A 26219-nucleotide genomic window follows, 5' to 3' on the forward strand; every position below is an offset into this window, starting at 1 on the left:
GCCCACAGGGCCAGGGCGTGGCCGTCGCCGGTGGACTCCCAGGAGTTGGTCGTCACCTTGTAGGCCTTGCCCACCCCACCGGTGGCGACGATCGCCGCCTTGGACCGGAAGACGACGAAGCGTCCCGACTCACGCCAGTACCCGAGGGCGCCGGTGACGTGGCCGTCGCTGGTGAGGAGGCGGATGATCGTGCACTCCATGAACACGTCGATGCCCCGGTGGACCGAGTGGTGCTGAAGGGTGCGGATCATCTCCAGGCCCGTGCGGTCCCCCACGTGGGCCAGTCGGGCGAAGCGGTGCCCTCCGAAGTCACGCTGCAGGATGCGGCCGTCGGGGGTGCGGTCGAACAGGGCACCCCATTCCTCCAGCTCGAGCACCCGCTCGGGCGCTTCCTGGGCGTGGATCTGGGCCATGCGCCAGTTGTTGAGGAACTTGCCTCCGCGCATCGTGTCCCGGAAGTGCACCATCCAGTTGTCCTCGGGGTACACGTTGCCCAGCGACGCGGCGATGCCGCCCTCGGCCATGACGGTGTGGGCCTTGCCGAGCAGCGATTTGCACACCAGGCCGGTCCGGGCCCCCTCCGCCGACGCGGCAATGGCCGCCCGCAGGCCGGCGCCCCCGGCCCCGATGACCAGCACGTCGAGCTCGTGGGTCTCGAACTCGGCCATCAGATGAATCTCGGGTCGTGGAAGGCGCCGATGGCCACCAGCCAGATGTAGAGGTCGGCGAGCGCGACCCAGATCAGGCTTGCCCACGCCCAGAACATGTGGCGCCCGTTGAGAACGCTGAGATGGCGCCACAGCCAGTGGCGGATGGGTGCCTTGCTGAAGGAGTTGAGGTTCCCCCCGCAGAGGTGCCGGCACGAGTGGCACCCGAGCGTGTACCCCCAGATCAGCACGGCGTTGACGACGAGTATGAGCGTGCCGAGGGCCACCCCGATGCCACCGGGGAAGCGGAAGGCGGCGATGGCGTCCCAGGTGAGGACGCCCGCAAAGATAAGGGCGAAGTAGAAGAAGTAGCGGTGGATGTTCTGCAGGATGAGCGGGAAGCGCGTCTCGCCCGTGTAGCGGGGCCGCGCGTCGGCCACCGCGCACGCCGGGGGCGCCCACCAGAAGGAGCGGTAGTAGGCGCGGCGGTAGTAGTAGCAGGTGAGGCGGAAGCCCAACGGGAAGACCAGGACGAGGATCGCCGGCGACCATGTCCACCAGGGGCCGACGATGGCGTCGTTCTTGTACTGGCAGATCTGGGCGATGCAGGGGGAGTAGAAGGGCGACAGGTAGTCGCGGCCCATGCGGGGACCGACGTAGTAGTTGTTGCCCCTCAGCGCCGCCCAGGTGCTGATCGCCGCGAATCCGCTGAGCCCTAGCACGGTGAGAACGGGGCCGACCCACCACCGGTCTCGCCTGAGGGTCTTGACCGGCGGCCCGCCGCGGACGCCGTCGATGGCGACCGGGGTGGCGGTCGCCTCCTGCACCGTGCTCACGCAGTCTCCTGTGGGCTCTGACCGGCGCCGTGTCCACTGACGGACGACGGGCCCGGTTGTCGCGCCGCCTCGCTGGGCGGGGCTGTGACCGTCGAGTTTCAGCCCGATCTTCGCACCGTGACGCCCCCAGAAAAAAATCGGCGCCCGGCGCGGCCCTGGCCTGACAGAGCCGGGCGCGTGTGGACGCGCGTCCGAATCGGGCCCCGGGCCGGCTCGGGCGCGTGAACCCCGCGGCCCGTCCGCGGTGGGCCCGCCTCCCGGGCGGGCCTAGGCTTGCCGCCATGAGCTCCCGCCCCGCAACCCTCGGCCAGCTGCGCGAGTCCGGTTGGGTGTCCGTGCCCGTGAAGCAGGAGGTCAGGCGCAACGCCATTGCCCGCATCGCCGCCGGCCGACCGCTCGTCGAGGGCGTGGTCGGCTTCGACGACACGGTGCTGCCCCAGCTCGAGAACGCCATGCTGGCCGGCCACGACGTGATCTTCCTGGGCGAGCGGGGCCAGGCCAAGACGAGGATGATCCGATCCCTCGTCGAGCTCCTCGACGAGTGGCTGCCGGTCGTCGCAGGCTCCGAGATCAACGACGACCCCTACCACCCCGTGTCGAGGCATGCCCGCGACCTGGTCGCCGAGCGGGGCGACGACACCCCGATCGACTGGGTCCACCGCCACGTCCGTTTCGGCGAGAAGCTGGCGACACCTGACACCTCGATCGCCGATCTCATCGGCGAGGTGGACCCGATCCGGGTCGCCGAGGGCCGGTACCTCTCCGACGAGCTCACCCTGCACTACGGGCTGGTTCCCCGGACCAACCGGGGCATCTTCGCCATCAACGAGCTCCCCGATCTGGCCGAGCGAATCCAGGTGGGCCTCCTCAACGTCCTGGAAGAGCGGGACGTGCAGATCAGGGGCTACAAGATCCGGCTCCCGCTGGACGTGATGCTCGTCGCCTCGGCGAACCCGGAGGACTACACCAACCGGGGCCGGATCATCACCCCGCTGAAGGACCGTTTCGGCGCCCAGATCCGCACCCACTACCCGCTGGACCTCCCCACCGAGCTGGAGGTCGTGCACCAGGAGGCCCGCCCGCTGGCGAGCGACGGGCTGCGGATCCAGGTCCCCGACTTCATGGCCGACATCGTGGCCGGGCTCAGCCAGTTGGCGCGCGGGAGCAGCAGCGTCAACCAGCGCTCGGGGGTGTCGGTCCGGTTGAGCATCACCAACTACGAGACCCTGGTTGCCAACGCCGCCCGGCGGTCGCTCCGCTCCGGCGAGCCGGACGTGGTCCCCCGGGTCAGCGATCTCGAGGCGCTCGCCTCCTCCACGGGCGGAAAGGTCGAGATCGAGACCCTGGAGGAGGGGCGAGACGACCAGGTCGTGGAGCGGCTGGTCAAGGCGGCGGTCCTGAGCACGTTCAAGCAGCGCTGCCCCACGGAGCAGTACCGGGACGTCGTGCAGGCCTTCGAGGACGGCACCGTGGTCCACACAGGCGACGACGTGAGCTCGGCCGCCTACGTCGACACGCTCGCCCACATGCCGGGGCTGAAGGCCCCCGTCATGGCGCTGGCGGGGAGCGAGACGCCTGCCGCCGTGGCCAGCGCCATGGAGTTCGTGCTCGAGGGCCTCCATCTGTCCAAACGGCTCAACAAGGATGCCGTGGGCGGGCGCGCCACCTATCGGGGACGGGGCTGACCGGGTGCCCTGGGCCTACCGTTACGGCCGCTGGGACGGCACCCAGGTCGGATTCGACCTGGGTGCCGAAGACGTCCTCTCGGAGATCACCGACGACCTCCTGTACCACGGCGATCTCAACGCCGCCCTGCGCCGCATGCTGCAGTCGGGGTTCCGCGATCGCAACCAGGAGCGGGTGGCGGGGGTCCGCGAGCTGCTCGAGCGTCTTAGGCGGCGACGCCGTGACGAGCTGGAGCGCTACGACCTCGGCGGCGTCTACGACGACATCGCCCAGGAGCTGCGCGATGTGATGGACACCGAGCGCGCGGGCATCGAGGAGCTGCGGGAGGAGGCGCGGGCTTCGGGTGACGAGCGGCGCCAGGAGATCACCGACCAGGTGGCCGACGAGCGCCGGCTCCAGCTCGACCTCATGCCTCCCGACCTGGCCGGGCAGGTTCGGTCCCTCCAGGAGTACGAGTTCACCTCCTCGGAGGCCAGGGAGCGCTTCGACCAGCTCATGGACAAGCTGCGCCAGCAGCTCATGCAGAGCTACTTCAACCAGATGTCGGGGGCCATGCAGAGCACCACCCCCGAGCAGATGCAGCGGATGAAGGACATGTTCGATGCCCTGAACCGCATGCTGGAGCAGCGGGAGCGCGGCGAGCCCACCGACCCCAGCTTCGAGCAGTTCATGCAGCGCTTCGGCGATTTCTTCCCCGGCAATCCTCAGAACCTGGACGAGCTGCTGGAGCAGATGGCCGAGCAGATGGCCGCCATGCAGGCCATGCTCAACTCGATGACCCCCGAGCAGCGGGCGCAGCTCCAGGGCCTGGCGGAGCAGCTGCTCGAGGATCTCGACCTGCGTTGGCAGGTCGATCGCCTGGCCCACAACCTCCAGGGCGCGTTTCCGGACGCCGGGTGGGGACGGAGCTACTCGTTCAGCGGCTCCGATCCGCTGGGGTTCGCCGAGGCCGCCCAGCTGATGGACCGGCTCGGCGACATCGACCAGCTCGAGAACCTCCTCCGGTCGGCGTCGAGCCCGGGAGCGCTGGCCGATGCGGACGTGGACCGGGCGCGGGACCTGCTGGGCGAGGACGCCGCCCGTTCGCTCGACCGCCTGAGCCAGCTGGCCAAGATGCTCGAGGAGGCGGGGCTCATCGAGCAGCGTGAGGGCCGCTACGAGCTGACGCCCAGGGGTATGCGCAAGATCGGGCAGAACGCCCTGTCCGACCTGTTCTCCAAGCTGGCCAAGGACCGTCTGGGCCGCCACCAGATGGACCGGTCGGGCGTCGGTCAGGAGCTGGCCTACGAGACCAAGGCCTACGAGTTCGGCGATCCGTTCAACCTGAACATCGAGCGCACGGTGCGCAACGCCATCCAGCGCGATGGGGGCGGGACGCCAGTCAGCCTCACGCCGGACGACTTCGAGGTCGAGCGCACCGAGAACCTGACCCGGTCGTCAACGGTCCTCATGGTCGACCTGTCGCTGTCGATGCCGATGCGGGACAACTTCCTCGCCGCCAAGAAGGTGGCGATGGCCCTGCACTCGCTCATCTCCACCCAGTTCCCCCGGGACTACCTGGGACTGGTCGGCTTCAGCGAGGTGGCCCGGGAGCTCAAGCCTCAACAGCTTCCGGAGGTCTCCTGGGACTTCGTCTACGGCACGAACATGCAGCATGCCCTGCTGTTGAGCCGGCGCATGCTCGGTCGCCAGACGGGGACCAAGCAGATCATCATGATCACCGACGGTGAGCCGACGGCCCATCTGATGGCTGACGGCGAGGTCTTCTTCAGTTACCCCCCGGTGCGCGAGACGGTCGACGCCACGCTCACCGAGGTCGCTCGGTGTACTCGGGATGGCATCAGGATCAACACGTTCATGCTCGATGCCACCGGATACCTCAAGACCTTCGTCGAGAAGCTCACTCGGCTCAACCAGGGGCGGGCCTTCTTCACCACCCCCGAGACCCTCGGCGACTACGTCCTGGTCGACTTCATCGAGCAGAAGCGGGCCATGCGAGGCCGGGCCGGACGCACGGCCTGAGCTTCCCGAAGCTCGCTCGCCGCCCTCTCTCCGCCAAGGACCCCCTTGCACAGGCGCGCCCGAAGGAGCATGATGACACGAATGTAATTACATCGGTGCGACACGCCGACGAGGGGAGGTGTGCCGATGGAGAGTTTGTTGCAGCTGCTCGACGAGGGAAAAAGTGGGTGGCAGGCACAAGCCAACTGCATGGGTGTCGATCCCGACCTGTTCTTTCCGGAACGGGGCGGCTCGACCCGAGAGGCCAAGGAGGTCTGCCGAGGTTGCGTTGTGCGCGAGGACTGCCTCGAGTACGCGTTGGCCAACGGCGAGAAGTTCGGGATTTGGGGGGGCATGAGCGAGCGGGAGCGGCGCCGGGTGCGACGGGCGCGGGCCCTGAGCCTGCGGCAGGCGGCGGCGCTGTCGAAGTCTTCAGCCTGACCCTGGGCCCCCGATCAGCGGATCCGCGCTGATTCGAGGCGGGCTTCGACTGTCCGCGACGTATCCAGGTCCAGCTCGCTCCAGCGGCGAGCCGGAGTCGCGGCGAGAACGGCAGCGGGCACCAGGCCGACCAGCTCGGCCCGGTCGATCTCGGCCCGGCGGGCCACGGCGTCGAACACGGCGGCTGGCCCGACACGGAGCGGGTCGATGAGGTTGCAGGAGACCTGGGCGCGAGCACCGACCTCGAGACCGAGGGCGCGGACGGCCGGCGTGCGAAGCTCGGCGGCGAGCTCTCGAGCGAGGGACACGTCGGGCTCTACCAACCACAGGTTGTAGGCGACGAGCGGGCCACGGGCGCCGACGGCGGTGGCTCCGGCCGTCGGGTGTGGCGTCGCCGGACCCGTGTCCGGCCGAAGGGCGCGGAATGCCCCCCGGCGCACCTCGGGCAACGAGCGCTCCGGGCCGAACAGCAGGCAGGGGAGCGCCAGGTCGCGCCCCGCCCACACCGCGAAGCGGTCCCTGGCGGCGATGGCGTCGGCCAGGTCGGTCGAATGCTCGCTCGTGAGCGAGCTGAGCGGGACGAAGGGCACGACGTCGACGACTCCCAGTCTGGGATGAGCGCCCTGGTGGTCGGTGATGTCGAGCTCGTCGACGGCGCGGGCACTGACGGCGCGCGCCGCCTCCACGACATCGGGTCCGCCGAGCGTGAGCACCGACCGGTGATGGTGTCGGTCGCTGTGCACGTCGAGCAGGCTCGGACCCGCGGTGGCGGCGATGCCAGCGATGACGTCGCCTCGACGCCCCTCGCTCAGGTTGATCACGCACTCCAACAGCGGACCCACTCCAGCACCAGCCCGTCGAGGGACACTAGCGTGAGGACATCAGAGCAGGTGGCGGCGGTGACCGAGGTTCCCCGTGTTCAGACCCCAGCTCGCCCCCGGGAACCAGTGGGTCCTCTCCCGGCGTTCCTGTGGGAGAGACCGAGCCGGTCCCTGATTGGGAAGGGGTGGCGCGCACCTACGGCCGGTTTCTGTACACGATCGCCTATCGCCTGACCGGAGACCCCGATGATGCCCAGGACCTTGTCCAGGAGACCCTGTTGCGGGTCCGGAGAGGGTTGCGCACGTATCGACCGGGCTCGATGGAGGGATGGTTGAGCCGCATCGTCACCAACGCCTTTCTCGACGATGTGCGCCGGCGCCGTCGGCGCCCGGTGGAATCGCTCGGCGACGAGCCTGACGGCGCATTCGGCACATCACCGGGGGCAGACGAGGCGATGATGGCCGAGGCGCTGCCCGCCGATGTCGAGCAGGCCCTCTTGCGGGTGCCCGAGGAGTTCCGTGTCGCGGTGGTCCTCTGCGACGTCGTGGGACTGTCCTACGAGCAGATCAGCGAGGCCCTCGGGATCCCGCTCGGCACCGTGCGCAGCCGGATCCATCGGGGCCGGGCCCTGCTGCGGGAGGCGCTCTCGTGAGCGGGGTGACCCCCCCCGGCGACCGCTCGGTCTGGGAGCGCCCCGCCGGCGAGCCCATGGACGGCCATCTCGGCGATCGGCTCAGCTCGTTGCTTGACGGGGAGCTTTCGGCAGACGAGACGGCCGCCGCCCGCCGCCATTTGGCGGAGTGCGAGGCCTGCGCGGGGGAGCTCGCTGAGATCGAGCGGACGCGCCAGCTGCTGCGCGGCCTGGAGGCGCCCAGGCCGCCCGAGAGCTTCGTCCCCAGCTTGTTGCGTCGCCACCGGCGGCTGACGCTGCTCGTCGCCGCCGCGTCGGTGATCGCCGGTGTCGCGGCCGCGCTCGTCTTCGCCTTGAGCCCGCCTCGCCAGAGCGTCACTCCGCCCGTCAACCAGTTCGAGCGCATCCACGCCACGTCGACCCCGAGCCCCGACCCCATCTCCGAGATGGCGCCCGTCGGGGTCCCGTCGGGCACCGGTCGCTGACATGACCCGTCGGCGCGTCGGCAGGGTCGTCCTCGTCCTGACCGGCGCCATCGTGGCGATTCCCACCGCCGCCGTGGTCGCCGCCGGGGTGGTGGACGCCGGCGCGTCCGCCGGCTCTGTCGGTTCGGTCGGCTCTGTCGGTTCCGCGGGGCCGGCAGGCAGCGACGCCGTGAGCCCCGACGGGCGCCTCGAGGGACTCGACTTCGATGGTCTCGTGCAGTTCAGCTGGGTCGACCGGTCGGGCGTCCACACCACTCGGCTCCCGGTGCAGGGCGCCGGCGGCGTCGTTCGCATCGGCGGACCGGGTGGACCGCAGGGTGTGGAGTGGCCCGCCGAGGTGGGGCCGCTGCCTTCGCTCTCGGGCAAGTACCACGCCACCGAGGCCAATGGGCCGGTGGTCGCTGGCCGGCCGACCACGGTGATGCAGATCTCGTCGGCCGCCGGATCCAGGGAGACCCTCGCCGTGGACCAGGCCACGGGGCTGGTCCTCGCCCGGGCTGAGCTCGACAGCAACGGCTCGGTGGTGCGGTCGATGAAGTTCGACGATCTGACCCTGCGCCTGACCCACGCGCCGGGCGCTCCCGTCCGCTCAACGGCCCGGTCCACCGCCAAGGCCGCCCCCGCCCGGCTGTCGGAGGAGTACTCGGCGCCGACACGGCTGGCCGACGGCTACAGGCGGGTGCAGACCGAGTCAGTTGCCGGTGGCCTGCGGGTCGTCTACAGCGACGGCGTCCACGGGCTGTCGGTCTTCGAGCAGCCGGGCCATCTCTCGGGATCGAGGCGCAGCTACCAGTGGGCGGGAGGCGAGGTAGTCACCTGGCAGGACGGACCGACCGTGTTGACGGCGATCGGCGACGGACCCTCCACCGATGTGCAGGCCGCCGCCCGTTCGATTCCCCAGCCTCACCAGCTGAGCCTGTTGGGACACCTCAGGTCGCTATCCCGCGAGGTCGTCGACACCCTCAGCGGGAGTCAGTGACCGTCTCGAGCCTCCGCCGCCGGGCGATCCGCCGGCGCTCACGCTCCGAGGCCCCGCCCCAGACGCCGTGGTCGATCCGGTTGAGCAGGGCGTACTCCAGGCACGGAGCCTTGACCGGGCAGTCAGCGCAAATGCGGCGTGCGACCTCGACCCCCACACCATCGTTGGGGAAGAAGACCGAGGGGGCCATGTCCTGGCACTTGCCCGCTGTCATCCATTCGGTGTCCATGTCACCTCCGTCTCTTCCTCAACGCTGGGAAGGGCCGATTGGTTCCTCGGGGTGGAGTACGTCGCCGACGAGCCCCGGGATGGCGCCCCACTAACCTGGAGCCAACCGCCTGGCCGGCCGGAGAGGCAGGCCGGCGGTGACGACGCCGAGGAGGAGATCATGTCGCAGCTGCCCGAGGATCTGGAGGCACCGCAGCCTCCCCGGGGGCACGTTCGGGTGGTCTACCTGGGTCCGGTCGCCCCCCACTGGGAGGTGCAGTCCGATTTCGGCGATCGCGCCCTGATCGAGGAGTTCCGGCAGCGGACGCTGGCCCGGTTGGTGCTGCTTCCTCCCCACGACCCCCAATTCCGCCGCAACCGGGAGCGGGTGGTTCGGGACGCCGAGCGGGAGAACCTCCTCCTCGACTGGGATCTCGGCATCCCCGAGGTCGACGAGATGGACGAACAGGCGTAGCTGGCCTCAGATCCCCCTCGACATGCGCGTACTGGTCACCAACGACGACGGGGTCGGCAGCCGCGGCCTGGCGGCGCTCGCCGCTGCCATGGCCGAGGACGGACACGACCTCCTGGTAGCGGCGCCGCTCGATGACCGCAGCGGCAGCAGCTCGGCGATCGGCCCCGTCGCCCAGAACGAAGGGATCTCCTATGAGTCCGTCTCCCTGCCCGGTGCACAGGGGCTGGAGGCCCTGGGGGTCGACGGACCGCCGGCGCTGATCGTCCTGCTGGCCCGCCTGGGCGGGTTTGGGACTCCGCCCGAGCTCGTGGTCTCGGGCATCAATCCCGGACACAACACAGGCCGGTCGACGTTGCACTCGGGGACCGTCGGCGCCGCGCTCACGGCGGCCAACTTCGGCATCTCCGGCCTGGCCGTGAGCACGGGTGTCGGCGAGGAGATCCACTGGGCTACCGCCGCCCGGATGGCGGTGCTGGCGACGAGGTGGCTGATCGACGCCCCGAAGGCCACGGTTGTCAACCTCAACGTGCCCAACATGGCCATGTCGGATCTCGCGGGCGTGCGCGTGGCTCCCTTGGCGTCCTTCGGGACCGTTCGCAGCGCCATCACCGATGCCGGACGGGGGAAGCTCCAGATCGAGCTGCGGGACACCGACGTCGAGCTGGATCCGGACAGCGACACCGCGATCGTGGGCCGAGGCATCGTCGCCGTGACGCCGATCGTGGGGATCCGGGCGGCAGGCGAGACCGACGTCGCCGCCTTCCTCGAGAAGGAGCTCACGCGGCCAGGCCAGGAGTGGCCGGGAGGGCTGGCCGCCTCGGGGTCGTGAGCGCGCTGGGCGTCGCCGTGCTGGCCGACACTCACATCCGCCGCGGCGGGCGACGCCGCCTGCCGGCCACCGCCTACGCCGTGCTCGAGCGGGCGGACGTCATCCTCCATGGCGGCGACGTGGTCGATCACGACCTGCTCACCGAGCTCGGACACCTGGCCCCGACCCACGCGGTGCTGGGGAACAACGACGGCGACCTGGCCGGGGTGCTGCCCGGCACCCAGCTGATGGACCTGGCTGGTGTGTCGGTCGCCATGGTGCACGACAGCGGCCCCCGCCGGGGCCGAGAGGCCAGGTTGCGGCGGCAGTTTCCCGCCGCTGACGTGGTGGTGTTCGGCCACAGCCACGAACCCGTCGACACGATCGGCCTCAGCCGTCAGCGTCTGTTCAACCCCGGCTCGCCCACCGAGCGTCGGCGACAACCGTCGCACACCATGGGTTGGCTGGCTCTGGCCGACGGGCGGGTCGCCGAGCACCGCATCATCGTCCTGTGAGCCGCGACAGGAACGATCGAGGTCGCGCGTTCAGTCGTCGTCGGTGGGGATGCTGATGCGCTCGAGCCACAGGCCCGGGGCGTCCACCTCCGCGGGAGTTGGGAGGTGGCGAGCTGAGGTCCAGAGCTGAGCCAGGGCCTGCTCGCCGCCGCGTTCGACGACGCCCTTCACGAAGGCGGCACCCCGGTCGAACTGGGCCTGGCCGAGCTCCAGGCCGAACAGGCGCTCGACGAACCGATCCGCCTCGCCCCGTTCGACCCTGCGCCGGCGGAGCGCTTCGGTGAGCGACCCGTACGAGCTGATGAGCCGTTGTCCGACTGAGTCCATGACGTGGTCGACGTAGCCCTCGATGGCTGCCGTGAGCGCTTCCAGCTGGCTCAACAGCTGGCGCTGCGCCGGCGTCTGCAGCTCGCCCAGGAGCGCGGTCGGGTCACCCAGGGCCTCCTGTAGGGAGTTGGGGTTCGTGGGGTCGATGTCCGACAGGCGGTCCTCGAGGGCGCTGGGATCATGCTGGAAGCCGCCGGCGTAGCCTTCGAGGAGCTCCTGCAGCCGGGCCCGGACGTGGGCACGACCCAGGATGGCGTGGTGGGTCACCTCGCTGAGGCACACCCAGAGGCGCACGTCGTCCAGCGGCAGGCTCCAGTCGCCGGCGAAGGCGGCGATGCTCGCGGGCACCATCATCAGCTGGTCGGAGGGCGGGCGAGGGATGGGAAGGTCGTACTGACCCATGGCCCGCTCGGCCAGATGGCCGACCATGGCGCCGAACTGCAGGCCGAGGAGCGTGGGGCCCATGACCTGTCCGAGCTGGCCCAGGAACCCTGTCGGGTCCTGGTCGGGACCGGGATCCCAACCGGGCATCGGGTGGGGGTCCTCGGGCCCACCCGGCCCGCTCGGGCCCCGCCCGCCGATCTCCTCGCCCGGGCCGGCGGTGCCCTCCGGCCGGCCTCCCGGGCCGGCGGTGTCCTCGGGCCGGCCTCCCGGGCCGCCTGTGTCATCAGGCCGGCCTCCCGGGCCGGCGGTGTCATCAGGCGTGCCCGACAGGGACCGTGCCAACGAGTCGAGCAGGGGGCGCCACGCCTCGAGGGTGTGCCAGGCCCACTCGGCCCGCGTCACGGGCTGGATGGTGATGACCCGGCCGCTCACGGTCGTCGAGAGCCCTGTCGCGTCAGCCACATGGAGGTCGGCCACCCTGACCAGCTCTTCAAGGCGGATCCGCTCCAGCGGCTCCACGTTGGCCTCGGGCTGGCCACCACTGGCGACACCCTGGGCGACCTGGCGAGCCAGCTCCCAGTGCACCGGACCCTGCGTGGCGAGCATCTTGAGCAGATCCCCCAGCATGTTCTCGAAGAAGTTGCCACCGCCGAAGGGCGAGGGAGTGCTCACCAGTCGAATGCTATGCGGGTCGAGCGCTGCGCCAAGCCCGTGGCCATCTTTGTCGGACCGGCCTGCCGGGCCGGCTAGGCGGCCGCGGAGCCGAGCGTCGCGTGCATCGGCCAGTGTCCGCCGTTGCGCACCACGTCCAGCACGACCGGAGCCCCCGGTCGGTGCAGCCGCAACGCCCCCTGCAGGTCGAGGATCGACGGCACTGGCTGACCGTCCACGGCGTCGATGATGTCCTGCGGCACCAGCCCCGCCGCCGCGGCCGGGCTGTCGCTCTGCACGGTCAGTACCTGGACCCCGGCCGGGGCGCTGCCGCCCGTGGTCGGGGGGACCTGGTCATCGGCGGAGATGCCGAGCCACGCGTGCACGACCTTGCCCGTCGTGGCCAGCTGGTGAGCGGCGTCGTCGACGACCGCGGCCGGCGTGGCCAACCAGTGCGCGCCCCCACCGTCGTCTCTGGACTCGGTGGTGATGCCGACGACGTTCCCGGACTGGTCGAGCAGCGCGCCGCCCGGCGTCGGTCCCGCCGGGGCGTCGGTATCGATGGCGTCGAGCAGGGGCGGGCCGTCGTTCACCTGCACCTGCCGGTTCACTCCCCGGATCGTGCCGACGGCGACCGCCGGCGGCGAGCCCGCCGGGCCGCTGGCGCCGACGGCGATGGCCAGCTGGCCGGTGGTCGGCGCCTCGCTCTGAGCCAGGCTCACGCTGGGGAGCTGATGACCTACCCGGAGGACCGCGACGCCGTCGTCGGCGTCCTCGCCGACGACCGAGGCCGTCTCCTCCTGGCCGTTGGAGGTGATCACGCTGATGCCCACTGCCCCGGCGAGCAGTCGGGCCACGGTGAGGATCATGCCGTCGCTACGAAACACCAGCCCTGATCCGCGCACGTGACCGTTCCCGGTCGCCACGTCCACGACGACGAGCGACGGAGCCACCTTCGCCACCATTCCCATCAGGCTGGGACCGGCGTTGATGGACGCGTGGGTCTGCGCGGGCACGAGAGCGGCTGCAGTGGTCACTGGGTTACCTGTCTGGCCGGCGCCAATGTGGCTGGCGGTGGTGGCCGGACCGAGCGAGCTCACTCCCGCGATGACGCCCGTGGCGACGAGTGCGCCCACCACGCCGCCCAACAGGGCTCGCGTCCACAGAGGACCTCCCGGCAGCCGCCGCCCCCGGGCCTGACCGCTGGGAACGTCCGCGCCCGGTGCGCCCGAGCTCCGCAGCTCGGACGGGTGGCGCCAGAGCCGGTCCTCCGGTGGGAGCCATGGGCGGTTGGGCGGGTCCTCCGGCGATTCGGGACCGTCGCGATCCTCGTCGAAATCGCCGCTCTCGACGGTCATGAAGTCGAGAATATCGATGAGATGCCTCGATGAGGCATCGCCTCCCACCGCCAGGGCCGTACCATGATGGTGTGAAACCGCCCACGAGTGGCGACGATTGGGTGGGCCTGACTCAGGGCCATCTTCCCCTGGAGGCGGCGCTGGAGTGGGCCGTGCGACCTGAGTGCGGCGCGGTGGTCAATTTCGTGGGAACGGTGCGCGATCACGCCGAGGGCCGTCCCGGGGTGACCGGCATCGAGTACGAGGCCTACGCCGAGCACGTGGAGCCTCGACTGAGCGCCATCGCCAGGGCGGCTCGGGAGCGTTGGGAGCGCCTCGGCCGCGTCGTCCTGCTGCACCGCGTGGGCCCGCTTTCCGTCACCGAGGCGTCGGTGCTGGTGGTGGCGTCCACCCCGCATCGGGCCGAGGCGTTCGCCGCTGCGAGGTTCTGCATCGATACGCTCAAGGCGACGGTCCCAATCTGGAAGCGTGAGAGCTGGTCGGGAGGTGTCGAGTGGGGCTCCGACGCACGTGATGTCATCGGTGTGGTGGAACGGGCCTGAGATCGTGGGGGGAGCGGGAGCAGCGGTGAAGTGACCAACTTGTTGTATGTGGCGGTGCCGGTGGTCCTGGTGCTGCTCGTCTCGCTCGTCATGGCCGCCCGTGGAAGGCGCCCAACGTCGGTGGAGTCCGGCGTAGAGGAGTTCTCCCGGGGTCTGCGAGCCCTGGCCCCTGAGGATGTAGGGTCCCGGAAGGGAAGACGGCATCGGAGGGCGTGGCCTGGCTAGGGACCTTGCCATCGATCTCGGGACGGCGAACACCCTCGTCATCAGCCGCGGGCGCGGCATCGTGATGAACGAGCCCACGGTCATCGCCCTCAACTCGAGGACCCAGGACGTGCTGGCCATGGGCCACGAGGCGTGGAACATGATCGGGCGCACGCCGGGCTACATCGTCGCCGTTCGTCCCTTGCGACAGGGTGCCATCACCGATTTCGACATCACCCAGCGCATGCTGCGGCTGTTGATCCACCGAGCAGGGGCGTCGCGGTTCAACCGGCCGCGTGTGCTGATCTGCGTGCCCTCGGCTATCACCGCCGTCGAGCGCCGGGCGGTGGAAGAGGCGGCCAAGCGAGCCGGCGCTGCCGGCACCTACCTCATCGAACAGCCCATGGCTGCCGCCATCGGTGCTGGCCTGCCGATCCACGAGCCCGTTGGCAACATGGTTGTCGACATCGGCGGTGGCACGACGGAGACCGCGGTGATCGCCCTGGGGGGCATCGTGTCCCTTCAGGCCATCCGCGTCGGCAGCTTCGACATCGACGCCGCCGTCCAGACCTACATCCGCCGGGAGTACGGCATCGCCGTCGGCGAACGGACCGCCGAGGAGATCAAGATGGCGATCGGCTCGGCGTGCCCGATGGAGGAGGAGATCAAGGCCGAGGTGCGGGGAAGGGACCTCATGTCCGGACTGCCGAAGACGGTCATCCTCTCGCCGAGCGAGGTCCGCCAGGCCATCGAGGAGCCCGTCGGAGCCATCGCCGAGTCGGTGCTCCGGTGTCTCGGTCAGGCGCCGCCGGAGCTGGCGCAGGATCTGATCCTCCAGGGCATCCACCTCGTCGGCGGCGGTGGACTGCTGCAGGGCATGAGCCGTCGACTCAGCGACGAGACGGCGCTGCCGGTGCACCTCGTGGACACGCCGCTCGAGACGGTGGTCGTGGGGGCCGGGCGGTGCCTCGATTCCTTCGACTCGCTGAAGGCCATGTTCATCAGCTCGGAGCGCTGACCGACCGGCGCAGCCGATCCCGGCTCACCGCCCGGTGGGCGCCTCGAGCAGATCCTCCGCCGCTTGGCGCACCTGCCAGTCACGATCCTCTCGAGCGCGCTCCAGGGCAGCGTCGACGGCGGGGCCCTGGAAGGGAGCCAGGGCTATGACGGCCCGGCGACGGACCGCAGGGCGGTCCGCTTGGGCAGCCAGGATGGCTGGGAGCCCCCGGTCGTCGCCGATGGCACCGAGCGCGGCGACGGCGGCCTCCCGACACAGCGGGTCGGCGTGCTCGGTTGCGACTCGGGCCACGGCGGCAGTCGCGGCACTGTCGCTGCGCTCTCCGATCGCCCACGCCGCGGCTTCGACGACGAAGGGATCGGGGTCGGCGAGCATCGGCTGCATGTCGACCTCGGGAAGTCCGACGCTGAGCTCGGATGCCCGCCGGCGGACACCCGGTGCCGGGTCAGCGAGCGCGTCCACGAGGTCGCTCGCCGCCAACCGGCGCATGCGTGCGAGAGCGCCGAGTGAAGCGGAGCGTACTCCCGGCGCGGCGTCGGTGAGGAGGGTCCGGGCCGCCTCCTCGTCACCGGTGTGACCGGCGAGCGTCACCAGCCGCCGCGACCGGGCCTCGGCGACGGCGATCTCGGCGTCGCCGCCCTCGGCCGCCCTACCCATGTCCGAACGCCCCGATGAAGATGAAGACCAGCGCCACGAGCACGCCGGCACCGACGATGCCGACCGTGACCGCCACTGCCACCAGCATGACCAGGGACGACATCCGCTGGTCGGGGTGAGCTCGGACCGGCGAGGGCCAGCGGGCGAGCTCCCGGAACCAGCTCGCCATCTGGTCGCTCAGCCCCATTGGCGCGAGCGGTCGTGAAGCGACCTGGGAAGGGGCAGGCCCGGCGGACGAGGGCGCCGCTGCCGGCTCGGCGGGCGGCGCCGCCGGCGACGCGGCCGGCGACGCGGGCGGGGGTCGCACTGGCGCCGGCCCGGGTGGGGCTGTCGGCGCGAGTTCCCCAGACGGAGGAGCCGCCAGCGTCGGGGCCGGTGGCAGCGGTATTGCGAACGGCTCGGCCTTCACCTCGTCTTCGGCCTCCGGCTGTGTCGCCGCACGAGCCTCGGGGTCTGCCCCCTCCGCTGGTGCCGTCTCGGCCGTCGCCTGCGACTCCGCTGGCTCGGCCGTGTCGGGGGGGGCCGATTCGGTCTCGGGCTCGACGCCATCCTGTTCGATCGGCGCGGTCAGGGCGACGCGGTCGGGGGAGCTGGTCCCACCCTCCCCCATTCCGTCCGCAGTTGCCGCCGGCTCCGCACCGGACCCTGCTCCATCGAGGCCGGCGGCGGCGTCCGATTTGCCGGCGCCCTCCGATTTGGCGGCGCCCTCGTCGAGACCGGGCCCCGGGCTGACGCATTCGGTTCCATCCGGGTGCCTGGGACGCTCGTCAGAGGCCTCGCTCTGGAGCCCGCTGTCGTCGCGGCCCGCCATTGCCGGCGGGGCGCCTCCGGCGGGGCGGTTCTCACCGCCCGGACCCGAGTCCTGATCGAAAACAGGAGCCATGGGAGCTCAGCTCACCGGCTGCGGCGGCAGGGCCTGCGTTCCGTGGCAGGCTGATACGGACGACGGCACCGAAGCAGGTTCCCGCCGGAGTCCCAGAGCAGAGGGATCCAAACCAGACTTGAGCACGATCGATCCGATGGTACAACCAGGCCCCTCGCCTGCTGGCTCCGAACCTCGGCGGCGCCGACGCTGGCTGAGATGGGTGCTCGCCCTCGTGGTCCTGCTGGTCGCAGCCGCGGTCGCCGGTACGACGATCAAGCTCGACTACTACGCCTTGGCCCCAGGCTCCGCCCTGGCCGTCGGCAACCTGATCAAGGTCCCGCCCGACAAGAGCCACTCCGTCCCCGGCCAGGTCTTCCTCACCACCGTCTCCCTCAGCCAGGTCCGAGCCATCGACTACCTGCCCGACAAGCTGAGCTCCGACGTGTCGGTGGTCCCGGCCGCGGAGGTGCTCGGCTCCACTCCGCCGAGCCAGCTGCAGGTGCAGAACACCTTGGAGATGAACGACTCCAAGGAGGCGGCCCAGGTGGCTGCGCTCCGCCGTCTCAACTACCCCGTTCCGGAGACCGACGCCGGTGCCGTCGTGGTCGAGGTGCAGAGCGGGGCGCCCGCGGCCGGCAAGCTGCAGATCGGCCAGACCATCACCGCCATCGACGGCCGACCGACGCCGTCCGCCGATCAAGCCGTTGCGATCACCCACGCCCAGCACCCTGGCGACGTCGTGCACCTGACCGTGGAGCCCGGAGGAGGCGCTCCCCCTCGGGACGTGAGCATCACCCTTGGTGGCCGCCAGCAGCAGGGTCAGCAGGTCGCGTACATGGGCGTCGCGCTCTCCACCCATGCCCAGTTCAACTTCCCCTTCCCGATCACGATCAACTCCGAGGGGATCGGTGGGCCCTCCGCCGGTTTGGCCTACACCTTGGGCATCATCCAGGCGCTCACGCCCGACGACCTCACCGGGGGACAGAAGGTCTCCGCCACGGGCACGATCGACACCAACGGAAGCGTCGGTGACGTCGGAGGTGTCGCCCAGAAGACCGCCGCCGTGCGCAACGCCGGCGCCACCTTGTTCTTGGTGCCCCCACCCGAGTACAAGGTGGCCATGCAACATGCCGGGAGTCACCTGAAGGTGGTGCCGGTCGCGTCGTTGGACCAGGCGCTGACTGCCTTGAGCACCCACGGAGGCAACACCAGCGACCTTCCTCCGCCGCCGAGAGGGGCAACGGGATAGGAGCCATGGGTTCCGTACCCGCGCAGTTCGAGTTCGCCACTCAGTTCGCCATCTTTCTGGTGGCTGCTGCCGGCGTGGCCCTCGTGCTGCTGAGAGCCGAGCTGCTGAGCCGGTCGCGGTGGGCCCGAGCCTCGCTCGGGCTGGGCTTCGCGGCGCTGGCAGCGGGCGCCTTCCTATCGGGTTCCCTCCTCGTACAGCCGGCTACCAATCCGGTCGTCGGCGGGCTCCGCGGCGCGGGCCTCGTCCTGATCCTCATCGGGTCCCTTCGGTGGCGGCCAGGCGAGGTGTCCCAGGCGCTCGTGTGGCTGGGCGTCGGGCTGGCGGGCGCGGCCACCGTGCTTCGGGGCACGTCCGGCCAGGTTGCCGACGGCCTCCTCGCTGCCGGAGCCCTGAGCCTTGGCATCGCCCTGGTCGCGGCCAGCCGCCGGGCCATCGCCGCCCGGGTGGCCGCCACCGCTGCCGCGACCCTGCTCGTTCTCGTCTTCATCCTCTCGCTGGCCCTGTCCCAGGTCGTCTCCTCGACGGTGCGCAACGACGCCCTCCGTCGTCTCGACGGACGCGCCTCCTCCGGCGCCACCCAGACGTCGAACAGCCCCGAGCAGTTGCGGGGCGAGGCCGTGCTGGTGGGTTCCTCCGTACGGGCCTCGGTCAACGGCCGTTCCGAATGCGTCCAACCCGACCAGACGGTCGTGGCCAGCTGCGTGCGCGATGCCCTGGCGACGATCTCCGCCTCCGCCGTGCCGGCCGGGGTGGAGGTGGCGTGGGTCCAGCCCGGGGCAGGGGTGGTGGCGTCGTCGGCGAACCTAGGCGCCGCCCTCGGTCCCGGCGCCGCCGACGCGCTCTCGAGCTCTCCTGCCGTTGCCCAGGCCGTCGCCGCCCAGCTCTCGACCGGCACGGCGGCCATCGTGGGAGGCCAGGCCATCGCCGTGGGCGCCTATCCCTACGTCGTGATCGCACGCGGACCCGGCCTACCAGGGACGGCGCGAGTGATGGGCGTGGCGATCGCCGTCCGGGCCCTCGACCGCGGCTACCTGGAGCAACTGCGGGTGGACGATCCCACCCTTTCGTTGGCCCTCGTCGGGCCGACCAGCGTCCTCAGCAGCGCCGGAGGCTGGAACCCGGCGTTCGACTCCGTGCAGGGCGTCGCCGCCCAGGTGCTCTCCGGCAGCGGTGCGGTGACGTCGGCGACCGTCGAGGGCCGCTTCGTCGCCGGCCAGTCAGTGGCCGCGACCAACAACAGGCCGGTCATGGCGTTTCTTTCCTCCACCCCCACGACGGTCGTCGACCAGACCCAGAACGACCTCTTCCGCACGTTGTTCATCATCGCCCTGGGTGGCACGCTCCTCGCCCTCCTGCTGGCGTCGCTGGTGGGAGACCGGGTCGGCTCGGACCTCCGGCGGCTCACCACGGCAGCCGAGTCCATCCGCCGTGGCGACGTCGACGTCCGGGCCAAGGTCAGCTCGGAGGACGAGGTGGGGAGGTTGGGAGCGGCGTTCGACTCGATGGCCGCCTCCATCGACGACAAGACGACGGCGCTGCGCGACGCGGCCCAGGACGAGAGTCGCCTCCGCGGTCGCCTCGAGGCCGTCGTCGCGGGCATGGGCGAAGCACTCGTCGCCGTCGACTCCGCCGGCATGATCACCGACTTCAACCAGGCCGCCGAGGAGCTGGTCCTCGTCAGCGACAGCGTGGCTCGGGGTCGCCCCGTGGAGGACGTGATCACCTTGGTGGGAGAAGACGGCGCCGATCTCACCGCCTACCTGCGGCGACCGCCCGACCAACGATGGAGCACGCAGTGCTGGCTACAGCTGGGAGACCGGGGCCTGGTGCCGGTGGCGGTGTCCGCCGGGGCGCTCCGGGGTCAGGGACCAGGCGGCGCCGGCGCCGTCTTCGTGCTCCGGGACCTGCGCCGGGAGCACGAGGTCGAGCGGATGAAGACCGAGTTCCTGTCCCGGGTCGGCCACGAGCTGCGCACCCCCCTCACGGGCATCATGGGGTTCAGCGACCTCATGGCTCGAAAGACCGTCCCGCCGAACCAGGCGCGCGTCTGGCACGGGGAGATCCTCGAGCAGTCGAAACGCCTGCTCAGAGTGGTGGAGCGGCTCGAGTTCTTCGCCTCCGCGGGGGCCGGTCGGCTGCGGTTGCGCCCCGACTGGGTGGACGTCCGAGTGCTGGTCGACGACGTCCTCTCGGTCTGGGAGACGAGGCTCCAGGACCCGTGGCTGATCAGTCGGCGGGTGGAGCGGGATCTGGACCCGGTGGTGGCCGATCGCCGCTGGGTACGACTGGCGATCGACGAGCTGGTCGACAACGCCGTGAAGTTCTCGCCCGACGGCGGCGAGGTCATCGTCATGGCCAGGACGGTCCGCGGCGGTCGCGTGCTGGAGATCTCAGTGACCGACCATGGGAAGGGGATGTCCGAGCAGGAAGCCACCGTGGCCTTCGGGGAGTTCGTGCAGGGTGACAGCTCCGACACCCGCCGCTTCGGAGGTCTGGGGCTGGGACTGTCGCTGGTCCAGCGGGTCGTCGAGGGGCATGGCGGGAGCGTGGCGTGGGAGTCCTACCCGGGACGGGGCTCCAAGTTCTCGCTGCTCCTGCCGATCACCGCTCGCCAGGAGACAAGGGTCGGAGCGTCGGACTGAACGGGGGCAGGGTGAACGAAACAGCAGCGCCGGAGCGGTCGGCATAATCTCATCCAATGCAGGAAGGTCATCGCACCTCGATCAACTCGGCCTCGCTGTCCGCCGACGAGGTCGCTCGGCGCAGCTTTCCCACCGTGCGGAAGGGCTTCGATCCGACCGACGTTCGGATGTTCCTCGACAGCGTGGCCGAGCAGCTCCAGACCCTCTACGACCGTGAGGACGACCTGCGGCGGCGGCTCGCCCGGGCCGAGGAGCAGGCAGCCCATCCCGAGATGGACGAAGCCACGCTGACTGCTGCCCTCGGTCAGGAGACCACGCGGGTCCTGCGCAGCGCCCACGATGCCGCCGGGGACATGAAAGCCCGAGCGGAGGAGGGGGCCACCCAGGTGATCCACGTGGCCCACGAGGAGGCGGCGCGCATCCGGGCCGAGGGCGAGCGAGGGGCGGCCGAACGGGCCAGCGAGGCCGAGGTGACGGCGGCTCGGATCCGCAGCGGCGCGGCAGCGGAGGCCGATTCGGTCGTCGAGGCCGCCCGTGAGGAGGCGCAGGCCACACTGGCGGGCGTCCAGGAGGACTGCCGGGGGATGGTTCGCGAGGCCCAGGAGGTGCGGGCCCGGGTGCTGGCCGATCTGGTTCGCCGCCGGCGCGCACTGTACGGCCAGGTCGAGCAGTTGCGGGGCGGGCGGCAGAACCTGGTCGAGGCGCTGCGGGAGGCACGCCGGTCGTTCGACCACATCCTGGAGACGCTCCAGCGCGACTTCGATCCTGGTGGCGTCGCGCAACCTCCTGCTGATGACGGACTTGCCGAAGCAGAGCGCGCCGTCGCCCCGATGCGGGAGCCGCCCCGGCCCGGCCCCTCCGATGCCGGCGATCCTGGCCGGGGCGGGCGCGAACGGGCAGGCACATCCGTCGAGCGGCAGCGACCGGGGCCACCGCCCACGGCCACCGCAGCCGTCAGCGGCCAGCCGGCGGCGAGCGGACACGTCCCGGGCACAGCCGCGGCAACGCGACCATCGCGCCAGCACCGCTACCCGGGCGCGGCGGCGCCCGACCAACAGACGCCGACGCCGGCAACCGATGAGGCGCCGACGTCGACGGCTGAGGAGGCAGCCGCAGGTGGCGCGCGCGCCCGGGGAGGCCGCCCCGACGGCGACGAGCAGGCCCAAGACCGGCGTCGTTCGGGCTTTCGTATCATCCGGCGGCCCCGCCAGGCCCCGCCTGATGAGACGCGGGGACGGCAGGCCATGCCCGAGGAGACGACCGCGCCCGCAGTGCCCGCAGTGCCCGCTGAGGACGAGGGGATTCGGGTACTCGCCTCGGCGCCGGACACGGCGACGCCCGCTGATCCACGCCCCGGCGGGCCCGATGGAGCCGACGGCGAAGGAGCGACGACAGGAGCGACGGACGAGCCGCGTGCGACACCCGCGGCTCATCCTCGGGGACGTTCCAGTGGGCGCCACCGCGCCCCGGGCTCGTCGGCTGTCGACGACCTGTTCGCCAAGGTCAAGGCCGGCCGCTCGCCGTCGGCAGGAAGGGGTCGTCAGCAGGTCGCGGAGCGTCAGGCGACCGAGGAGCCGGAGGCCGAGGCGAAGCCCGCGCCCGAGCCACAGCCCCAGCCCGAGGAGAAGCCCGAGCCGGAGCGACAGCCGCAGGGCGAGCAACAGCCGAATACGGAGCCTCAGGCCGAGACCGTGGAGAAGGCCGAGGAGCCGACAGAGCCCAAGGAGGAGTCGGAGGACGAGCGGGGGTCGACCGTGGAGGTCTCGTTCCTGCGACGACGCGACGACGCCATCGGTCCCATCACCGTGGCGCTGTCACGCAAGCTCAAGCGCGCCCTCCAGGACGACCAGAACGACCTGCTGGACCGTCTGCGCAGCCGCGGCACGCGTCAGCTCCTCGAGATCCTGCCTCCGGTCGCCGACCACGAGGAGCACTTCCGGCGGGCCGGCGTCGAGCTACTCGAGCGGGCAGAGCGGGCGGGCACCTCGTTCCTGCGGGAGGGTAGGGAGGGCGAGGGTAGGGCGAACGGCAGCGCCGGCGGGGAGAAGGAGTCGATGGTTCTGGTAGGCGAGTTGGCGAAGGCGATCTCCGATCCCTTGCGCCGGCGCCTGGAGCGGTCCCTGGGTGAGGGCGCCGACCCGGACGACGCCAGCCTCGTCGACGGAGTGGGCGCGGCGTACCGGGAGTGGAAGGGCCCCCGGATCGAGCGGGTGGCTGGAGACCACGTCGTCGCCGCCTTTTCGCGAGGCGAGCTGGGGGTTGCCAGAGAGGGCACGGCCCTGCGCTGGATCGTGGACGACGGTGACGAGCGATGCCCTGACTGCGACGACAACTCCCTGGCGGGGCCGTTGCCCCGGGGGGAGCAGTATCCAACGGGCCAGGCCCACCCGCCGGCCCACAGCGGCTGCCGCTGTCTCCTCGCCCCTCCACCCGCGTAGGCTCGCAGGGTGCGTTCCCCCCAGGACGTGCCGCGGCCGCGTCGCCGTGGCCTCACGCGTGGGCGTATCTGGATCGTCGTCGGGATCATCGTCCTCTTTCTGCTCCTGACGTCGCTCCGAGGCATCGCCGTCTTCTACACCGACTACCTGTGGTTCAGCTCAGTCCACCTCACCACCGTCTGGAAGGGCGTCCTCGGAACCAAGATCGGCCTGGGGGTGGTGTTCGTCGCCATCTTCTTCGCCGGCATGTGGGCGAGCCTGGCCATCGCCGACCGCATCGCCCTCAACTTCAGCCCGCTGGGACCCGAGGACGAGCTGGTGCGGCGCTATCGGAACGCCGTGCGGCCCCGCGCCCGGCTCGTCCGCACCATCGCCGCCGTCATCCTTGCCCTGCTCGTGGGAGTCGGTGCGTCGGGACAGTGGCACAACTGGATCCTCTTTCGTAACTCCGTTCCGTTCGGGGTGAAGGATCCGCAGTTCCACATGGACGTCGGGTTCTACGTCTTCAAGCTGCCGTTCCTCTCCTTCCTCGTCGGCTGGACGTTCCTCGCCCTGGCGGTGATCCTCGTCATCACCGTCGTCGCCCACTACCTGAACGGCGGGATCCGTTTCCAGGGGCCGGGGCAACGGGTCAACCCGTTGGTGAAGGTCCACATCTCGGTGCTGCTGGCGCTGATCGCCCTGGTCAAGGCGGCCGGCTACTTCCTGCAGCGCTACGAGCTCACCGCGTCCACCCGGGGGTTCGTCCAGGGCGCCACCTACACCGATGTCCACGCCCAGCTGCCGGCCCTCACCTTGCTCATCTTCATCTCGCTGGCGGCCTTCGTCATCTTTCTCGTCAACATCAGGCGCCGGGGCTGGGTGCTGCCGGTCATCGGGGTGGGCCTGTGGGCCTTCATCTCGCTTGTCGTGGGGGCCATCTACCCGGCGTTCATCCAGACCTTCAAGGTCCAGCCGGCCCAGAACAGCCTGGAGCGGCCCTACATCGCCCGCAACATCAACGCCACGCGGCAGGCGATGGGTATCAACAACGTCCAGTACCCGATCCCCTTCTCCTATTCCCAGAACCTCACACCCCCCGAGCTGGCCGCCGACCTGCCCACGCTGGCCAGCGTGCGCCTGTGGGACCCCAACTTCGCCGTCACGACGTTCGAGAAGCTCCAGGACATCCGCTCGTACTACCTGTTCAACGAGCTCGCGCTCGACCGGTACACGCTCGACGGCCAGAACACCCCGGTGATCTCCGCCGTCCGCCAGCTCAACCAGAGCCAGCTTCCCTCCGCCTCCTGGGTGAACTCCCACCTGCAGTTCACCCACGGCTACGGGGCTGTGCTGTCGCAGGCCAACCTGGCCAACGCCGACGGCAATCCCCTCTTCGCCATCCAGGACGTGCCGCCGGTGTCGACGAGCGGTGCTCCGGTGATCACCCAGCCCTCGGTCTATTTCGGCCTGAACAACCCCGGCTACGTGATCGCCGACACCAAGCAGCCGGAGATCGACTTCCAGAAGCCGAACGGCGCCAATCAGGAGAGCACCTATCACGGGACCGGCGGAGTGGAGGCGGGATCGATCCTCCGTCGGGGTGCGTTCGCGCTCCGCTTCGCTGACATCAACCCGCTCATCTCCGGTCAGGTGACCAGCCACTCCCGGGTGATGTTCGTCCGCGACATCAGAGATCTCGTCAACAAGGCGGCGCCGTTCCTCCAGTACGACGCCGACCCTTATCCAGTGCTGCTCAACGGGCGCATCTACTGGGTGCAGGATGCCTACACCACCACCGACCGTTACCCGTACGCGCAGGACGCGAACGTGTCCGCGGTGAACGGCGCCAGTGGCCTCAACTCGAGCTTCAACTATGTGCGCAACTCGGTGAAGGTGCTGATCGACGCGTACAACGGCTCGATGACCTTCTACCAGATGGACGCTCACGATCCGCTGGTCAACGCCTACGCCAAGGCCTTCCCGCACCTGTTCACGCCGTCAAAGGACATGAGCCCCGAGCTGCGAGCACACCTGCGCTATCCCGAGGACATCTTCACCGTGCAGTCAGCGATGTTCGGCCGCTACCACATCACCAACGCCAACCAGTTCTACGCCGCCGGGGACGCGTGGGACCTGTCACAGGACCCAGGGTCGGGTTCCCCGTCGGCGGCCCTCCAGACGACGGCGACGACCAACGCCCAGGGCTTCCAGGTGGGGCCCAGCCGGGCCAAGCGCATGGCACCCATCTATCAGCTCACCCGGCTGCCGGGACAATCGCAACAGAGCTTCAACCTGCTCGAGCCGTTCGTTCCCGTGTCGCAGAACGACCAGCAGCAGAACCTGACCGGGTTCATGGTCGCCAACTCCGATCCCGACCACTACGGACAGCTCCAGGCCTACGTGACACCCAGGGGCCAGCAAGTCGACGGCCCAGCCCTGATCGACGCGCGCATCAGCGCGGTGACGTCGATCTCCCAGCAGATCAGCCTGCTGAACCAACAGGGGTCACAGGTCCTGCTCGGCAACGTCCTCATGATCCCGATCGACCAGTCGTTGCTCTACATCCGGCCCCTCTATGTGCAGTCGTCGCGCAACCCGCTGCCCGAGTTCAAGAAGATCATCGTCGTCTACGGCAACCAGGCGGCGATGGAGGACAGCCTCAGCCAGGCCCTGACCGATCTCTTCGGGTCGCCGGTGCCGGGACTTCCGACCACCTCGGCAGCAGGTGCGGCGACTGGACCGACGACCGTGACACCCTCACCCGGGCCCGCAGTCTCGGCGACCGTCGCTCAGCTGCTGACGCAGGCGCAGGCCGCCTATGCGCAGGCCCAGAACGATCTGAAGGCCGGCGACCTCGGCAAGTACCAGACCGACATCAACCAAGCCGGCAACCTGCTCAACCAGGCGGCGCAGGCGGCGTCGGCCTCCGCCACCCCGGCGCCGACCTCGCCGTCGACCACGGCGCCGGCGGCCCCCCCGCCGACGACCGCCCCGCCGGCGCCGACCACGGGCTCGACGAACTCCGCCCTCGGGAGACCTCCCGGCCCCGGCTGACCGCCGCCCTGACGCTGGTAAACTTCGGTCTCACGACGCGGGGTGGAGCAGTCTGGTAGCTCGTCGGGCTCATAACCCGAAGGTCGTAGGTTCAAATCCTACCCCCGCCACCAAGAAAGACCAGGTCAGGGCCCTCCCCATCGGGAGGGCCCTTCCGCGTGCGTCGAGTCGTCCCAAGCGGGCCACCGAAACGCGCTCCGATGGAACGAAGGCTAACTGGGGAGCAAGCCGAGTTGACCCATCATGTCCAGAGCGTCCCAGTACAGGTTGTGCTCGACGATCCTGCCATCGCGCACGCGCGCAAACTCGAGTCCT

Annotated in this window: 23 protein-coding genes and 1 tRNA gene; 16 read left to right on the forward strand and 8 right to left on the reverse strand. The window is 70.3% G+C overall.

The features are described 5' to 3' along the window. Together VH112_14660 and VH112_14665 are read right to left on the reverse strand one after the other, a co-directional pair. Positions 1-668 (reverse strand): FAD-binding protein (locus VH112_14660; GenBank protein HEX4541480.1); only part of this gene is annotated, 668 nt, incomplete at its 3' end. After that, positions 668-1483 (reverse strand): hypothetical protein, encoded by an 816-nt coding sequence (locus VH112_14665; GenBank protein ID HEX4541481.1) that lies wholly within the window; start codon positions 1481-1483, stop codon positions 668-670. The genes VH112_14665 and VH112_14660, both read right to left, overlap by 1 nt. A 281-nt stretch (positions 1484-1764) precedes the next feature. On the opposite strand from VH112_14665, the gene VH112_14670 reads away from it, so the two are divergent. From VH112_14670 to VH112_14680, 3 genes are all read left to right on the forward strand, one after another. Beyond that, positions 1765-3168, forward strand: coding sequence for a sigma 54-interacting transcriptional regulator (locus VH112_14670; GenBank protein HEX4541482.1), 1404 nt, complete (start codon positions 1765-1767; stop codon positions 3166-3168). Positions 3169-3172: 4 nt separating this feature from the next. Next, positions 3173-5191 (forward strand): hypothetical protein, encoded by a 2019-nt coding sequence (locus tag VH112_14675; GenBank protein ID HEX4541483.1) that lies wholly within the window; start codon positions 3173-3175, stop codon positions 5189-5191. Positions 5192-5317: 126 nt separating this feature from the next. Continuing rightward, a complete protein-coding gene (locus tag VH112_14680; GenBank protein ID HEX4541484.1) occupies positions 5318-5611 on the forward strand; it encodes a WhiB family transcriptional regulator in 294 nt (97 codons plus the stop codon). 14 nt (positions 5612-5625) lie between these two features. On the opposite strand, the gene VH112_14685 is transcribed toward VH112_14680, so the two are convergent. Further along, positions 5626-6453, reverse strand: a complete 828-nt coding sequence (locus tag VH112_14685) for a hypothetical protein (GenBank protein HEX4541485.1) — start codon at positions 6451-6453, stop codon at positions 5626-5628. 164 nt (positions 6454-6617) lie between these two features. Between VH112_14685 and VH112_14690 the strand changes: the two genes are divergently transcribed. From VH112_14690 to VH112_14700, 3 genes are read left to right on the forward strand one after another with little or no spacing between them, the layout of a single operon-like run. Continuing rightward, on the forward strand, positions 6618-7085 hold the full coding sequence (locus VH112_14690) for a sigma-70 family RNA polymerase sigma factor (GenBank protein ID HEX4541486.1): 468 nt from the start codon (positions 6618-6620) through the stop codon (positions 7083-7085). After that, positions 7082-7549, forward strand: a complete 468-nt coding sequence (locus VH112_14695) for a zf-HC2 domain-containing protein (GenBank protein HEX4541487.1) — start codon at positions 7082-7084, stop codon at positions 7547-7549. Before VH112_14690 ends, VH112_14695 begins: the two co-directional genes overlap by 4 nt. A gap of 1 nt (position 7550) precedes the next feature. Beyond that, positions 7551-8528 carry a hypothetical protein gene (locus VH112_14700; protein ID HEX4541488.1) on the forward strand — a complete coding sequence of 326 codons (978 nt, stop codon included), beginning with the start codon at positions 7551-7553 and terminating at the stop codon, positions 8526-8528. Here the strand turns inward: VH112_14700 and VH112_14705 are convergent. After that, positions 8512-8757, reverse strand: a complete 246-nt coding sequence (locus VH112_14705; GenBank protein HEX4541489.1) for a WhiB family transcriptional regulator — start codon at positions 8755-8757, stop codon at positions 8512-8514. The two genes, VH112_14700 and VH112_14705, sit on opposite strands and share 17 nt — an antisense overlap. A gap of 159 nt (positions 8758-8916) precedes the next feature. On the opposite strand from VH112_14705, the gene VH112_14710 reads away from it, so the two are divergent. From VH112_14710 to VH112_14720, 3 genes are read left to right on the forward strand one after another with little or no spacing between them, the layout of a single operon-like run. Next, positions 8917-9210: a hypothetical protein gene (locus tag VH112_14710; protein ID HEX4541490.1), complete on the forward strand. Its 294-nt coding sequence runs from the start codon at positions 8917-8919 to the stop codon at positions 9208-9210. A gap of 22 nt (positions 9211-9232) precedes the next feature. Beyond that, the gene (locus tag VH112_14715) at positions 9233-10039 is read left to right on the forward strand and encodes a 5'/3'-nucleotidase SurE (GenBank protein HEX4541491.1); all 807 of its coding nucleotides are present in this window, start codon (positions 9233-9235) and stop codon (positions 10037-10039) included. Further along, complete coding sequence (locus tag VH112_14720) at positions 10036-10533, forward strand: metallophosphoesterase family protein (GenBank protein HEX4541492.1); 498 nt, start codon at positions 10036-10038, stop codon at positions 10531-10533. The genes VH112_14715 and VH112_14720 overlap by 4 nt, the downstream gene beginning before the upstream one ends. A 30-nt stretch (positions 10534-10563) precedes the next feature. Here the strand turns inward: VH112_14720 and VH112_14725 are convergent, their stop codons facing one another. Both VH112_14725 and VH112_14730 read right to left on the reverse strand, forming a co-directional pair. Beyond that, positions 10564-11916: a zinc-dependent metalloprotease gene (locus VH112_14725; protein ID HEX4541493.1), complete on the reverse strand. Its 1353-nt coding sequence runs from the start codon at positions 11914-11916 to the stop codon at positions 10564-10566. Positions 11917-11990: 74 nt separating this feature from the next. Continuing rightward, positions 11991-13253: a trypsin-like peptidase domain-containing protein gene (locus VH112_14730; GenBank protein HEX4541494.1), complete on the reverse strand. Its 1263-nt coding sequence runs from the start codon at positions 13251-13253 to the stop codon at positions 11991-11993. 71 nt (positions 13254-13324) lie between these two features. Between VH112_14730 and VH112_14735 the strand changes: the two genes are divergently transcribed. Next, on the forward strand, positions 13325-13795 hold the full coding sequence (locus VH112_14735) for a molybdenum cofactor biosynthesis protein MoaE (GenBank protein ID HEX4541495.1): 471 nt from the start codon (positions 13325-13327) through the stop codon (positions 13793-13795). Between the two features lie 217 nt (positions 13796-14012). Next, positions 14013-15017 (forward strand): rod shape-determining protein, encoded by a 1005-nt coding sequence (locus VH112_14740; GenBank protein HEX4541496.1) that lies wholly within the window; start codon positions 14013-14015, stop codon positions 15015-15017. A gap of 24 nt (positions 15018-15041) precedes the next feature. Here the strand turns inward: VH112_14740 and VH112_14745 are convergent, their stop codons facing one another. Together VH112_14745 and VH112_14750 are read right to left on the reverse strand one after the other, a co-directional pair. After that, positions 15042-15674 carry a HEAT repeat domain-containing protein gene (locus VH112_14745; GenBank protein ID HEX4541497.1) on the reverse strand — a complete coding sequence of 211 codons (633 nt, stop codon included), beginning with the start codon at positions 15672-15674 and terminating at the stop codon, positions 15042-15044. Beyond that, positions 15667-15861 carry a hypothetical protein gene (locus VH112_14750; GenBank protein ID HEX4541498.1) on the reverse strand — a complete coding sequence of 65 codons (195 nt, stop codon included), beginning with the start codon at positions 15859-15861 and terminating at the stop codon, positions 15667-15669. The genes VH112_14745 and VH112_14750 overlap by 8 nt, the downstream gene beginning before the upstream one ends. A gap of 898 nt (positions 15862-16759) precedes the next feature. Here VH112_14750 and VH112_14755 point away from each other — a divergent pair. The 5 genes from VH112_14755 to VH112_14775 all read left to right on the forward strand — a co-directional run bounded on the left by VH112_14755 (position 16760) and on the right by VH112_14775 (position 26017). After that, positions 16760-17788, forward strand: a complete 1029-nt coding sequence (locus VH112_14755) for a PDZ domain-containing protein (GenBank protein HEX4541499.1) — start codon at positions 16760-16762, stop codon at positions 17786-17788. Between the two features lie 5 nt (positions 17789-17793). Continuing rightward, positions 17794-20430, forward strand: coding sequence for an ATP-binding protein (locus tag VH112_14760; GenBank protein HEX4541500.1), 2637 nt, complete (start codon positions 17794-17796; stop codon positions 20428-20430). Positions 20431-20486: 56 nt separating this feature from the next. Then, entirely contained in the window at positions 20487-22868 is a 2382-nt protein-coding gene (locus VH112_14765; protein ID HEX4541501.1) for a DivIVA domain-containing protein, read from the forward strand. Positions 22869-22877: 9 nt separating this feature from the next. After that, positions 22878-25904 carry a UPF0182 family protein gene (locus tag VH112_14770; protein ID HEX4541502.1) on the forward strand — a complete coding sequence of 1009 codons (3027 nt, stop codon included), beginning with the start codon at positions 22878-22880 and terminating at the stop codon, positions 25902-25904. Positions 25905-25940: 36 nt separating this feature from the next. After that, a tRNA-Met gene (locus VH112_14775) sits at positions 25941-26017 on the forward strand. The last annotated feature ends 202 nt before the right edge of the window (positions 26018-26219 follow it).

Source organism: Acidimicrobiales bacterium, assembly GCA_036270875.1.
Classification (GTDB): Bacteria; Actinomycetota; Acidimicrobiia; order Acidimicrobiales; family AC-9; genus AC-9.